General features: G+C 46.7%; 10 protein-coding genes. 5 read left to right on the top strand and 5 right to left on the bottom strand.

Annotated elements, in window-relative coordinates; translation table 11 throughout:
* The first annotated feature begins 28 nt into the window (after nt 1-28).
* From dnaN to gyrB, 3 genes are read left to right on the top strand one after another with little or no spacing between them, the layout of a single operon-like run.
* Nucleotides 29-1132 carry a DNA polymerase III subunit beta gene (gene dnaN / locus CEW91_RS12270; protein WP_088769315.1) on the top strand — a complete coding sequence of 368 codons (1104 nt, stop codon included), beginning with the start codon at nt 29-31 and terminating at the stop codon, nt 1130-1132.
* Between the two features lie 11 nt (nt 1133-1143).
* Nucleotides 1144-2208 carry a DNA replication/repair protein RecF gene (gene recF / locus CEW91_RS12265; RefSeq protein ID WP_088769314.1) on the top strand — a complete coding sequence of 355 codons (1065 nt, stop codon included), beginning with the start codon at nt 1144-1146 and terminating at the stop codon, nt 2206-2208.
* A gap of 16 nt (nt 2209-2224) precedes the next feature.
* Nucleotides 2225-4642 carry a DNA topoisomerase (ATP-hydrolyzing) subunit B gene (gene gyrB, locus CEW91_RS12260; protein WP_088769313.1) on the top strand — a complete coding sequence of 806 codons (2418 nt, stop codon included), beginning with the start codon at nt 2225-2227 and terminating at the stop codon, nt 4640-4642.
* Between the two features lie 70 nt (nt 4643-4712).
* Here gyrB and glyS read toward each other — a convergent pair whose 3' ends face one another.
* Together glyS and glyQ are read right to left on the bottom strand one after the other, a co-directional pair.
* Nucleotides 4713-6779 (bottom strand): glycine--tRNA ligase subunit beta, encoded by a 2067-nt coding sequence (glyS, locus tag CEW91_RS12255; RefSeq protein ID WP_088769312.1) that lies wholly within the window; start codon nt 6777-6779, stop codon nt 4713-4715.
* A 13-nt stretch (nt 6780-6792) separates the two neighbouring features.
* The gene (gene glyQ / locus CEW91_RS12250) at nt 6793-7704 is read right to left on the bottom strand and encodes a glycine--tRNA ligase subunit alpha (protein ID WP_088769311.1); all 912 of its coding nucleotides are present in this window, start codon (nt 7702-7704) and stop codon (nt 6793-6795) included.
* A gap of 93 nt (nt 7705-7797) precedes the next feature.
* Here glyQ and CEW91_RS12245 point away from each other — a divergent pair, with 93 nt between their 5' ends.
* Both CEW91_RS12245 and CEW91_RS12240 read left to right on the top strand, forming a co-directional pair.
* Complete coding sequence (locus CEW91_RS12245) at nt 7798-8397, top strand: DNA-3-methyladenine glycosylase I (RefSeq protein WP_088769310.1); 600 nt, start codon at nt 7798-7800, stop codon at nt 8395-8397.
* A 26-nt stretch (nt 8398-8423) separates the two neighbouring features.
* On the top strand, nt 8424-8915 hold the full coding sequence (locus CEW91_RS12240) for a GNAT family N-acetyltransferase (protein WP_088769309.1): 492 nt from the start codon (nt 8424-8426) through the stop codon (nt 8913-8915).
* Between the two features lie 18 nt (nt 8916-8933).
* On the opposite strand, the gene tusA is transcribed toward CEW91_RS12240, so the two are convergent.
* The 3 genes from tusA to fadB all read right to left on the bottom strand — a co-directional run bounded on the left by tusA (nt 8934) and on the right by fadB (nt 12780).
* On the bottom strand, nt 8934-9173 hold the full coding sequence (gene tusA, locus CEW91_RS12235; protein WP_088769308.1) for a sulfurtransferase TusA: 240 nt from the start codon (nt 9171-9173) through the stop codon (nt 8934-8936).
* Between the two features lie 266 nt (nt 9174-9439).
* Entirely contained in the window at nt 9440-10603 is a 1164-nt protein-coding gene (fadA, locus tag CEW91_RS12230) for an acetyl-CoA C-acyltransferase FadA (RefSeq protein WP_088769307.1), read from the bottom strand.
* 20 nt (nt 10604-10623) lie between these two features.
* The gene (gene fadB / locus CEW91_RS12225) at nt 10624-12780 is read right to left on the bottom strand and encodes a fatty acid oxidation complex subunit alpha FadB (RefSeq protein ID WP_088769306.1); all 2157 of its coding nucleotides are present in this window, start codon (nt 12778-12780) and stop codon (nt 10624-10626) included.
* Between the last annotated feature and the right edge of the window lie 68 nt (nt 12781-12848).

The raw sequence follows: 12848 nt of genomic DNA, 5'->3' as shown, positions 1-12848 counted from the left end.
GCATGTCGTCATTACAGGGGAATGAGTCATGAAATTTTCTATTAATCGCGATGCGTTTTTAAAGCCGCTTCAGGTAGTGAGTGGCGCAGTAGAAAGACGTCACACGTTACCAATTCTTGCCAACTTATTGTTGCAGGTTGAAAACGGGCAATTGAAACTGACCGGCACGGATTTAGAAGTTGAGCTAGTGTCGTCTGTTGCATTGGAATCGGCGGATTTGGACGCATCGGTAACGGTGCCGGCAAAGAAATTAGTCGATATTGTCCGTAGTTTGCCCGATGGTTCAGTGATTGAGTTTACCGCTGAGGGTGATAGCGCCACGGTAAAATCCGGTCGAAGCAAATTTAAGCTGAGTACACTTTCTGCGGATGATTTCCCTAATATTGACGATTGGAAAAGCGACATTCAGCTCGTAACAGAGCAGGGCATTTTGAAAGACTTAATGGAGAAAACGCACTTCTCTATGGCAAACCAAGATGTTCGTTATTACTTAAATGGTATGTTGTTTGAGACAGATAGCGGTATGCTTCGCTCAGTCGCTACTGATGGACACCGTTTGGCTATGAGCACTTGCGCTATTGATCAACCCGGTTTAACTCAGCGCCAGGTAATTGTGCCGAGGAAAGGGGTGGTGGAATTGCTTCGTTTATTGGGCGAAGATGAACACGAAGTAACGGTATCGATTGGCAATAATCATATTCGTGTTGAAACACCTGAGCTGATGTTTACCAGTAAATTGGTTGATGGGCGCTTCCCTGATTATCGTCGCGTACTTCCAAGCGGCGGCGACAAAGTTGTTATTGCTGATAGAGACACACTTAAGCAGGCATTCAGTCGTGCTTCAATCTTGTCTAACGAGAAATTTAGAGGGGTTCGTTTGAACCTGAGCTCGGGCGAACTTTGCATTACAGCAACCAACCCAGAGCAAGAGCAAGCTGAAGAGATTATCGAAGTTGACTACCAAGGTGATGATTTGGAAATTGGTTTCAACGTTAGCTATTTGCTTGATGTAATGAATAATATTGATGAAGAGCAGGTGTCTTTCACGCTTTCGGATTCTAATAGCAGTGCGTTGATAGAGCCTCAACACGACGAGTCTTGCTGTTACGTTATCATGCCAATGCGTTTGTAATATCTGTTTAGATGTTTATAAACTCGCTCAATTTAAGCCACTTCCGAAACTTCCAGGAAGTGGCCATCTCTCCTGATAGACATATCAATTTAATTACCGGCAGTAATGGGTCTGGTAAAACGAGTCTTTTAGAAGCAATTTACTTATTGGGTTTTGGGCGGTCTTTTCGACCCGGTGGATTTCGGCAGCTTATTAATGAAAGCGCTGAGCAATTTACGATTTTCTGCCGTACAGAAAATCACTCAATTGGCGTTAGAAGGACAACCGCGGGTGAGCAAACGCTGCGACTGAATAATACAAACGCAACAAAAATGTCAGAGGTGGCTCGCTTAGTCCCCGTTCAACTGTTGACGCCTGAGTCTGTAGACATTCTTTTAGAAGGACCAAGTTTACGGCGCCAATTTTTAGATTGGGGAGTGTTCCACGTGGAACATTCGTTTTATCGAAATTGGGTGTCTTACACTCAGATACTGAAACAAAGAAACAGTTTATTAAAGCAATACTCGGCCTCCGCAAATCAGGATAAATATTGGGTTGAGCAGCTTTCGCATTATGGCGAGCTTATTACGGTCAGCCGTGAAAATTATTTGAAAGAACTGGCGGATTATATACAAGAATTAGCGAAATCTTTCCTCTCAAATGTTACAATCGAGGTTCGATTAAAAAAAGGGTGGGATAGTACCCAGTCACTTTTTTCGGCCTTAGAAAGCCATACAGACAAAGATAAGAAATACGGCTTTACATCGGTAGGTCCGCATAAAGCGGATATTAAAATTTTGGCAGATGGGGTGGATGTAAAACATCGTTTGTCGCGCGGTCAGTTAAAGGTGCTGGTTTCAGCATTGAAATTAGCGCAGGGAAAACACTTTCAGACGATGAAAAATGAGTCCTGTGTTTATTTGGTTGATGATCTGACATCTGAACTGGATGCAGAAAATCAGCGATTGTTTTGCCAACAGCTTGAACAACTAGATGCGCAAGTATTTGTCACAGCGATTACTGGTAAGCAGTTGTCGGATAAATTTCAAAAATCGCCCAAAATGTTCCACGTGGAACATGGGGCAATAAACGAATGATATCGAGATAATAACTATGGAAGAAAATAACTACGGTTCATCGAGTATTAAGGTCCTTAAAGGATTGGATGCAGTTCGTAAACGTCCAGGGATGTATATCGGCGATACGGACGACGGTACGGGTCTGCATCACATGGTTTTTGAGGTTGTCGATAACTCTATTGATGAGGCTTTGGCTGGTCACTGCTCAGAAATTCTCGTCACCATTCACTCTGACGGATCCGTGTCAGTAAAAGATGATGGCCGTGGAATTCCTGTCGACATTCACGAAGAAGAGGGCGTGTCGGCGGCCCAGGTTATTATGACGGTGTTACATGCCGGTGGTAAATTCGACGATAACTCTTATAAAGTATCCGGTGGTTTGCACGGCGTTGGTGTTTCTGTTGTTAACGCGTTGTCAGAGAAGCTACAACTAACAATACGTCGCCAAGGCAAAGTGTATGAGCAAACTTACCATATGGGTGAGCCGGAAAGTGATGTTACCCCTGTCGGTGAAACTGACTCGACCGGTACAGAACTGCGGTTTTGGCCGAGCGCTGAAACCTTTAGTGATACTGTTTTCCATTACGATATTTTAGCTAAGCGCTTGCGTGAGCTTTCCTTCCTAAACTCTGGAGTCGGTATCCGTTTGCGTGATGAGCGTGATGACCGAGAAGACCTCTTTAAATACGAAGGTGGTATAGCTGCGTTTGTTAACTATCTGAATCAGAATAAAACGCCTATTCATGAAAAAGCTTTCCATTTTGCTGCAGAAAGAGAAGATGGCATATCGGTAGAAGTCAGCATGCAATGGAATGATTCATTCCAGGAAAATATTTACTGCTTTACGAATAACATCCCTCAGCGAGATGGTGGTACTCACTTAGCCGGTTTTCGTGCAGCATTGACGCGTACGTTGAATGCCTATATGGAAAAAGAAGGCTTCACCAAGAAGACAAAAACATCGGCGACTGGCGATGACGCCCGTGAAGGTTTGACCGCTATTATTTCTGTGAAAGTGCCAGATCCGAAGTTTTCTTCGCAAACTAAAGACAAGTTAGTGTCGTCTGAAGTTAAATCGGCTGTTGAGCAAGCGATGAATGAACAGTTGGCAGACTATCTGTTAGAAAATCCAACTGAATCCAAACTCATTATTAATAAAATTATTGATGCGGCCAGAGCACGTGAAGCGGCACGAAAAGCCCGCGAAATGACACGTCGTAAAGGCGCATTAGATATCGCTGGCTTGCCCGGGAAATTAGCTGACTGTCAGGAAAAAGACCCGGCACTTTCTGAACTTTATATTGTGGAGGGTGACTCGGCAGGTGGTTCTGCGAAGCAGGGTCGTAACCGTAAGAATCAGGCAATACTGCCGCTTAAAGGTAAAATCCTAAACGTTGAAAAAGCACGTTTCGACAAGATGCTTTCTTCTGCAGAAGTTGGGACGCTGATAACGGCTATGGGCTGTGGTATTGGCCGCGACGAGTATGATCCGGATAAAACGCGTTATCATCGCATCATTATCATGACCGATGCCGACGTCGATGGTTCTCACATTCGAACGCTGCTGTTGACGTTCTTCTATCGTCAAATGCCTGAGATTATCGAGCGTGGCTATATTTATATTGCGCAGCCTCCGCTTTATAAAGTGAAAAAGGGTAAACAGGAAGTCTACATAAAAGATGACCCAGCACTTATTCGTTACTTAACGAGTCTAGCGCTGGATAATGCTTCCTTGCACGTCAATGAGACAGCACCAGGCATATCGGGCGAACGCTTGGAAAACTTAGTAAATGGTTATCAGATGGCGCAAGAAAACATTAAGCGTTTAAGTCGTCGTATGCCTGAGAGGTTCCTTCAGCGTCTATTCTATGCGCCTCGTTTGACTGACGAGCGTTTAAAAGACAAAAGCTATATGGAAGGTTGGGTTAAGACACTTAATGATGATTTAACTGCTCGTGAAGTGGATTCAGCCAGCTACAAGATGTCATTGCATGAAGACGAAGAGCGTCAAATGTGGCTGCCAACAACCACAATTCGTCAGCACGGTGTCGATACTGACTATCCTTTGAATTACGAGTTTTTAATGTCGAAAGACTACGAACAAATCGTAACGCTCGGCGAAGAAATTGATTCGTTGGTTGAAGAGGGCGGCTATGTACTTCGTGGCGATAAGAAGCAACCAATCGATCACTTTGTGGATGCGGTTGAGTGGTTAATTAGTGAATCTAAACGTGGTTTGTACGTACAGCGTTATAAAGGTTTGGGAGAGATGAACCCAGACCAACTTTGGGAAACCACCATGGATCCAGAAACGCGTCGTATGCTTCAGGTAACGATTGAAGACGCGATAGGAGCGGATCAGTTGTTTACGACCCTTATGGGGGACGAAGTAGAACCACGTCGAGCCTTCATTGAATCTAACGCGCTTAAAGTCGCAAACTTAGACGTTTAGTCTGTTACTTTTGATACAAAAAAGGCGGCTACCGTTTCCGGAGCCGCCTTTTTCTTTATCTTCTAAACAGTTACTGCAGTAATGAAATATCCGCTATTTCTAAGAACAGTTGTCGTAAACGGTACAGTAAGTTCAGGCGGTTAAGCCTAATATCGTTCTTTTCAGCGTTCACCATAACGTGCTCAAAGAATTCATCGACAGGCTCTTTCAGGTTAGACAGTTGCGTCAGGGCATCGGTGTAGTTACCGTCCTGAATGAGCGGCTTAACGGTTTTCTCTGTTTCGTCTAACAACTGATACAAGGCCTTTTCAGGCGCTTCTTGTAAAAGGCTTGGTTGAACCTGACCGTCTATTGATTCCTTGGATTTTGCCAGTATGTTACCTACGCGCTTATTTGCGGCAGCTAAGCTCTCTGCTGAATCCAGCGATTTAAAAGCTTCAACGGCTTTAACGCGCTTGTCGAAATCAACCGGTTTTGACGGTGAGCGAGCAAGCACCGCCTGAATGACGTCAACGGAAATGCCTTGCTCTTGATACCATGGGCGGAAACGTCCGAGTAGGAAGTCGAAGACATCCGCTTTAACCGCTTGGTTAGATAGTTTATCGCCAAAACCGTCGGCAGAGGCCGCTAAAAGCTCATTTAAGTCGAGTGCTAAGTCACGCTCGACCAATGTGCGTAAAAGCCCAAGCGCAGCTCGGCGCAGAGCGAATGGGTCGCGGTCACCTTTAGGCACTTGGCCAATACCGAAAATACCGACCAGAGTATCTAACTTATCCGCAAGCGCAACAGCGCATGCTTCTTTGCTTTGAGGTAAATGGTCCCCTGAGAAACGAGGCCAATAGTGTTGCTCTATAGCCTCTGCAACACTGGCTGTTTCGCCATCATTAAGCGCGTAATGTTTTCCCATAACGCCTTGTGTTTCCGGGAATTCTGAGACCATATCGGAAACCAAGTCAGCCTTACACAGCAGACCGGCGCGCTTAGCGGCTTGAGCGTCCGCTTTAAGAAGTGACGCGATTTTCTCTGCCAATTCAGCAATACGACGAGCTTTGTCGCCAATACTGCCAAGTTGCTTTTGGAAAAGAACCGAATCGAGTTTAGCGACCCGCGCCTCAAGAGGCTGCTTCTTGTCGGACTCAAAGAAAAACTGAGCGTCAGCCAGGCGAGGGCGAATAACTTTCTCATTACCATGAATGATTTGCTGTGGGTCGCGGCTTTCTATATTCGTAATGAATATGAACTGCGGCTGTAACTGACCGTTATTGTCCTCGACCGGGAAATAACGTTGATCGTCTTTCATGGTGACAATAAGCGGCTCTTTAGGTACATCCAAAAAGCCTTTATCGAAACTTGCCGTTAAAGCAACTGGCCACTCGACTAATGCAGCAACCTCTTCGATTAAATCATTGTCCTGAATAACGCGACCACCAAGTTCGTTTGCTAAACGCGTAACTTCGGACTGGATAATATCAATGCGCTCTTCGAAGTTAGCAATCACTTTCGCTTCACGCAGCTTACTTAGGTAGTTATCAACGTGGTCGAGCTCGAAACCTTCCGGTGAATGGAAACGGTGACCTTGAATAAAGCGGGCGCTTTTGGTTTCCAGTACTTCGGCATCAATCAGTTCACCGCCAAGCATGACGGTCAGTGTGTGCACCGGACGAATAAATTGAGCCGTACTGTCGCCCCAGCGCATGGGCTTAGGAATCGGTAGTGTCTTAATCGCTGACTCAATAAACTCTTGCGCTAATTGCGTTAAAGACTGGCCTTTAACCGTGGCTTTATGAAGTAGCCATTCGCCTTTATCGGTCTTTAAGCGCTCAGCCTGGTCAACCGTAATACCATTAGAGCGAGCCCATCCTTCTGCTGCCTTGGTTGGGTTGCCTGCATCATCAAAGGCAACGTTAACTGCAGGACCTCGTTTTTCAACAACTTTGTCTTGTTGTTCTGTCTCTACCTGATTAACAAGCACCGCTAAACGACGCGGTGTCGCATAAGCTTCTATGCTTTCGAAAGAGAGCTCAGCCGATTCTAAACCGGCTTGTATGCCCGACTTAAAACTGTCACGTAATGCTTTCAAAGCCTTTGGAGGAAGCTCTTCCGTGCCTAATTCAATCAGTAAATTGTCTTTATTCACAGCTATGCTCTCCTTAGTCTTCGGCTTTATTGTCGGCCATCGGGAAGCCTAACGCTTCTCGTGCCTGATAATAAGTTTCAGCAACAGCCTTAGCCATGGTACGTACCCGCAATATATAACGCTGTCTTTCGGTCACGGAAATTGCGTGTCTGGCGTCCAATAAGTTGAATGCGTGAGAGGCTCGCATGACTTGCTCATAAGCTGGCAGAGGCAGGGCCTTTTCTATCAGCAATTCGCATTCTTTTTCGCAGTCTTCAAAACGCTGAAATAGCACATCGACATCAGCGTACTCGAAATTATAAGTGGATTGCTCAACTTCATTTTGATGAAAAACATCGCGATATAAGATCTTGCCACGTGGGCCGTCTGTCCAAACTAAGTCGTAAATGCTGTCCACGCCCTGAATGTACATCGCCAGGCGTTCCAGGCCGTAAGTAATTTCGCCGGCAACCGGGCGACACTCTAGTCCGCCAACCTGCTGGAAGTAAGTAAATTGGGTAACTTCCATACCGTTCAACCAAACTTCCCAACCTAAGCCCCAGGCGCCGAGTGTTGGCGACTCCCAGTTGTCTTCCACAAAGCGTATGTCATGCGTCAAAGTGTCAAAACCGAGCATTTCCAGGGAACCCAAATAAAGCGCCTGAATGTCTTTTGGCGACGGCTTCATAATGACCTGAAACTGATAGTAATGCTGAAGACGGTTCGGATTTTCGCCGTAGCGTCCGTCAGTTGGGCGACGACAAGGCTGTACGTAAGCGAAGCTAGCCGGCTCCGGCCCTATTGAACGCAGAAAGGTCATTGGATGAAATGTACCGGCGCCCACCTCCATATCCAGAGGTTGAACCACGGCACAGCCTTGCTGAGCCCAGTAATCTTGTAAGGCTAGAATAAGCCCCTGAAAGGTTTTTACATCGTATTTCGACATACGCGTTCTCTGCTTTGTTATTTGTGGTTGACCGATGGTCGAAAAATATGCGTAGATTATACCCTCTGAAGCGCCTTGGTTATAGGGGATGGCATGACAAATAATCAGCCGGAGCGGTGTTCGTGGTGTGAATCGGCCGATGACTACCGAGCTTATCATGACAATGTCTGGGGAAGGCCGGTACGAGAATCGCAAGAACTCTTTGCGAAGTTGTGTCTGGACGGCCAACAAGCAGGTCTTAGCTGGATAACCATTTTGCGCAAACAAGCGGGTTATGAAAACGCCTTTTTAAAGTTTAACCCACAGGCTATTGTGGCAATGAGTGACGAACATCGGGAAGCGCTTTACACCAACCGTGATATTATTCGCAGTAAGAAAAAAATCGATGCCATATTTACCAACGCCGAAGCGTATTTAGCGCTTGAAAAACAAGGCGAAGACTTTGGTCGGTGGTTGTGGTCTTTTGTTGGTGGAAGACCTGTTATCAACAGTTATAAGACACAAGCGCAAATTCCCACCGAAAATGAAGCCTCCAGAGCAATGGCTAAAGCGTTGAAAAAGGCAGGATTCAAGTTCGTTGGCCCCACCATTTGCTATGCTTTTATGGAAGCAGTTGGTATGGTTAACGACCATGTTGTTAGCTGTCATTGTTACGAACCTGTCGTACAGCAAATGAAGCAATTTACGTTGTAAAACGTTGTTAAAAGAGCGAAGGAAGAATGATTGATATAACATTAGCGGATTACAGCAATCCCAAACATCGCAGCGCGGTTATCGCAATGCTTGACGCCTATGCTAAAGATCCCATGGGTGGCGGAGAAGGTATTTCTGAAGAAGTGAAAGAAAACCTGATAGATGAAATGGCAAAAAGAGATCATGTTTTTTCATTGTTGGCGTACGACGGGGATACTCCGGTTGGCGTTGCTAACTGTGTGGAAGGCTTCTCTACATTCGCTGCTAAGCCGCTGATGAATATTCATGACATAGCTGTTATACCGGAATACAGAGGTAAAGGAGTTGCCCGTAAACTGCTGGAAGAAGTGAAAACACTGGCAGAATTTCGTGGCTGCGTGAAGCTGACACTGGAAGTACTGGAAAATAACGACCGAGCCAAGCAAGCGTACAAAAATTTTGGCTTTGAACCTTACGAGCTCGGGGATGTTGGTCAGGCTGAGTTCTGGGAAATGTACTTAAATAAAGATAAAGCCTGACACCCAAGCGTCAGGCTCTTAGTGGGACTTCCTAACCCAGTACCGGTAAGGCATATCTTCGGTTTCAGAGCCCACTAATTCATGCTCCATAAACTCGCAAAAGCCCGGAATATCCCGGGTTGTTGCGGGGTCGTCCGCAATAATGAATAACACCTCACCAACTTCCATTTTACGAATAGCCGCTCTTACCAGCATGACTGGCTCTGGGCATTTAAGGCCAAGGGTATCGAGTTCTTTGTCGCAGGTAATTTGAGTCATTAGCGTTAATAAATTAAGTGAAATTAACGGAGAGTTTAACACTTTCGCGCATAAGAGGTGAGGGGGGAGTGATGGATTACACCGCTGTTTGTTGGTGGGAAATAGTCAGAAACTGTCTGCAGCCATGGATGGCTGCAGACAAGCCCCCAGAGATAGGTTCACGGCGTGTTTCTGAGTATCTTCTGACAAAAAAAAGGGGCGAGCCTTCGCTCACCCCTTCCTCAAAGCGGTTAAAGTGTTAAACCGCTCTAATTTTGCTGTTTCTTTTAAACGCGTTCGAAGACAGTAGCAATACCTTGACCAAGGCCAATACACATGGTGGCTAAGCCAAGTTTTGCGTCTTTCTCTTCCATCAGGTTGATCAGCGTCGTTGAGATGCGTGCGCCAGAACAGCCTAATGGGTGACCTAAAGCGATAGCACCGCCGTTTAGGTTCACTTTCTCTTCCATTTTGTCGAACAGCTTCAAGCCTTTAAGAACAGGCAGAGACTGTGCGGCAAAGGCTTCGTTCAACTCGACAACGTCAATGTCGTCAATAGACACACCAGCACGTTTAAGCGCTTTCTCGGTGGCCGGTACTGGTCCATAACCCATAATGGAAGGATCGCAGCCTGCAACCGCCATTGAGCGAATCCTAACGCGTGGTTTGAGACCCAGTTCTTTGGCTTTGTCAGCCGACATAACCAACATGGCAGCTGCGCCGTCAGACAAGGCTGACGAGGTACCTGCGGTTACCGTGCCGTTGGCAGGGTCAAACACCGGGCGAAGCTGTGACAGGCCTTCCGCAGTGGTTTCCGGACGAATCACTTCGTCTTCAGTGACACGTACCAGCTCACCGTCGGCGTTGTGCCCGTTAATTGGATAAATCTCTTTTGCAAAACGGCCTTCCACGGTCGCTTCGTGCGCTTTCTTATGAGAGCGAGCGCCGAATTCGTCTTGTTGTTCACGGGTAATACCGAATTTACGAGACAACAATTCAGCGGTCATACCCATGCTGCCCGACGCTTTTGCTACAGACTTATTCATTCCCGGGTGAAAGTCGATGCCGTGAGTCATGGGTACGTGACCCATGTGCTCAACACCACCGGCCATGAAAACCTCGCCGTCGCCATTCATAATAGCGCGTGCAGCGTCGTGCAGTGCTTGCATTGAAGAGCCACACAGACGGTTAACCGTAACGCCGGCTACTTTATGCGGAATACCTGCAATCAGTGCTGAGTTACGCGCAATGTTGAAACCTTGTTCTAAGGTTTGTTGCACACAACCCCAGTAAATGTCTTCCAACTCTTCAACGTCAACCTCAGGGTTACGCTCAAGTAAGCCCTTCATCAGCGCAGCTGAGAGGTCTTCGGCGCGAGTATGGCGGAAAACACCATTTTTTGAACGCCCCATTGGCGTACGAATACAATCTACAATGACGATGTCTTTCATTTTAATAACCTCCTCAAGCCTTACTTCGCGCTGGTTGTGTCAAAGTAAGATTTACCGGCTTTAGCCATTTCGCGCATGCCGTCGGTAACCTGATAAATTTCACCCAGGTGCGCGTACTTGTCTGCCAGTTGAATAAAGTTGTCGATACCCACTGTTTCCAGATAACGGAAGGGACCGCCTCGGAATGGAGGGAAGCCTAAGCCGTAAAGTAATGCCATGTCTGCTTCGGCAGCAGAGCCGACAATGTCTTCTTCCAGACAGCGAACGACTTCGTTCACCATTGGGATCATGCAGCGGGCAATGACTTCGTCTGCGTCCAGCTTTTTGCCTTGCTCACAACCGAGTAATTCGTAAGTAGCTGGATCCGCTTCTTTGGTTGGCTTACCTTTTTTGTCGGTACCGTATACGTAGAAGCCTTTACCGTTTTTCTGGCCATAACGCTCAGCCGCTGCCAGTTTGGCAATAGCGCTTGAGGTGTCACGTTTCATGCGGGTAGGGAAGCCTTCTTCCATAACTACCGTACAGTGGTCTGCGGTGTCGATGCCGACAACATCGCTTAAGTACGCAGGACCCATCGGCCAACCGAACTGCTTCTCCATAACCTTGTCGATGCCGACGAAGTCAACGCCTTCATCAACCATACCGGCAAAGCCTGCCAGGTAAGGGAATAGAACTCGGTTTACTAAGAACCCAGGGCAGTCATTTACAACGATAGGGGTTTTGCCGAGCTTCAATGCGTAGGCGACTACCGCATTAACGGTTTCGTCTGAGGTTTTTTCGCCACGAATAATCTCAACCAACGGCATCTTGTGGACCGGGTTGAAGAAGTGCATACCGCAGAATTTTTCAGGGCGTTTCAGGTTTTTAGCCAGTTCAGTAATCGAAATGGTTGAGGTGTTTGACGTTAAAATAGCGTCGTCACCAATGACACCTTCAATTTCTGCCAGCACCGAGCCTTTAATTTTTGGGTTTTCAACAACGGCTTCTACGACAATATCAACGTCTTTAACGGCTTCGTTCAGCAGGGTTGGAGTAATAGACGACAAGACTTTAATCATCTTCTCGTTGTTCACTTTGCCGCGCTCAACGCCTTTCTTCAGGATCTTACCAGCTTCTTTCATGCCCAGATCCAGTGCGTCTTGCTTAATGTCTTTCATGACAGCAGGAACACCTTTAAGCGCTGACTGGTAAGCGATTCCGCCACCCATAATGCCTGCGCCTAAAACACCGGCCGTTTTAATTTCTTTTGTTGCAGCTTTCGCGTATTTCTTCGACTTACCTTTTACGGCTTGATCGGCCAGGAAGATACCCACTTGAGCCTGACAAGCGTCAGTTTGGGTTAAGTCAAAGAACGCGTTATTTTCCGCTTTTAATGCGCCTTCGCGATGTTCGCGGGCACCATTTTCAATGGCTTCTAATGCCTTGTGTGGCGCCGGGTAATGCTTGCCTGCTTTTGCCGCAATCATTCCTTTAGCAGTAACCAGCGTCATCATTAATTCGGTGTCGTTCGCTTTTAACGGATCTAACTTCGGCTGACGTTTCGCTTTCCAGTCTTGCTCACCGGCAGCAGCAGCTTTTGCTAAATTCAACGCCGCTTTTGTCAGGTTCTCTGGTTCAACAACCGCATCGACAGCACCCACTTTAAGGGCGTCTTCTGCTTTGTTGTTTTTGCCGGTAGTAATCCACTCCAAAGCGTTGTCCGGACCAATCACCCGTGGTAAACGCATGGTGCCGCCAAAGCCCGGGATAAGACCCAGCTTAACTTCTGGCAGACCGATGGTTGCTGTGGTGTCTGCTACACGGTAGTCACAGGCTAATAGGGCTTCACAACCACCGCCTAACGCGAAACCTTTAACCGCACCAACTGTTGGTACTGGCAGGTCTTCCAATTGGTCAAATACACGCGATGCTTTTGCTACCCAGCTGCGGGTTTTTTCCTGATCAGAGAATAGTGTCAGGAACTCTGTAATGTCAGCGCCGACAATAAAGGTCGACTTGCTACTGGTGACAATGACGCCACGCAGGTCATCGGTATTTTTAAGTTTTGTCAGCGCTTCGCTGAATTCTTCTAATGTTGCCTGGTCGAATTTATTAACCGAGCCTTTCGCATCAAATTGTAATTCTGCGAAACCTGGTTCGATAAAATCGACCCGAATGCTTTCACCTTGATAGATCATCTTGGGTCTCCCACGACTTCCATTAATTTGTTGCTGTAAAGAAACTGATTCTGTTATAGCTTTGGGTT

This window comes from Idiomarina piscisalsi, assembly GCF_002211765.1.
Classification (GTDB): domain Bacteria; phylum Pseudomonadota; class Gammaproteobacteria; order Enterobacterales; family Alteromonadaceae; genus Idiomarina; species Idiomarina piscisalsi_A.
Note: the sequence above shows the minus strand (reverse complement) of the source record. Positions and strands in the feature narration are given on the sequence as shown.

What these genes read in the sequence shown, in the direction of transcription:
- dnaN (WP_088769315.1), top strand. Translation starts at nt 29, where the DNA reads ATGAAATTTTCTATTAATCGCGATGCGTTTTTAAAGCCGCTTCAGGTA.
- tusA (WP_088769308.1), bottom strand. Translation starts at nt 9,173, where the DNA reads ATGACTCAAATTACCTGCGACAAAGAACTCGATACCCTTGGCCTTAAA.
- glyQ (WP_088769311.1), bottom strand. Translation starts at nt 7,704, where the DNA reads ATGTCGAAATACGATGTAAAAACCTTTCAGGGGCTTATTCTAGCCTTA.
- fadA (WP_088769307.1), bottom strand. Translation starts at nt 10,603, where the DNA reads ATGAAAGACATCGTCATTGTAGATTGTATTCGTACGCCAATGGGGCGT.
- CEW91_RS12245 (WP_088769310.1), top strand. Translation starts at nt 7,798, where the DNA reads ATGACAAATAATCAGCCGGAGCGGTGTTCGTGGTGTGAATCGGCCGAT.
- recF (WP_088769314.1), top strand. Translation starts at nt 1,144, where the DNA reads ATGTTTATAAACTCGCTCAATTTAAGCCACTTCCGAAACTTCCAGGAA.
- gyrB (WP_088769313.1), top strand. Translation starts at nt 2,225, where the DNA reads ATGGAAGAAAATAACTACGGTTCATCGAGTATTAAGGTCCTTAAAGGA.
- fadB (WP_088769306.1), bottom strand. Translation starts at nt 12,780, where the DNA reads ATGATCTATCAAGGTGAAAGCATTCGGGTCGATTTTATCGAACCAGGT.
- CEW91_RS12240 (WP_088769309.1), top strand. Translation starts at nt 8,424, where the DNA reads ATGATTGATATAACATTAGCGGATTACAGCAATCCCAAACATCGCAGC.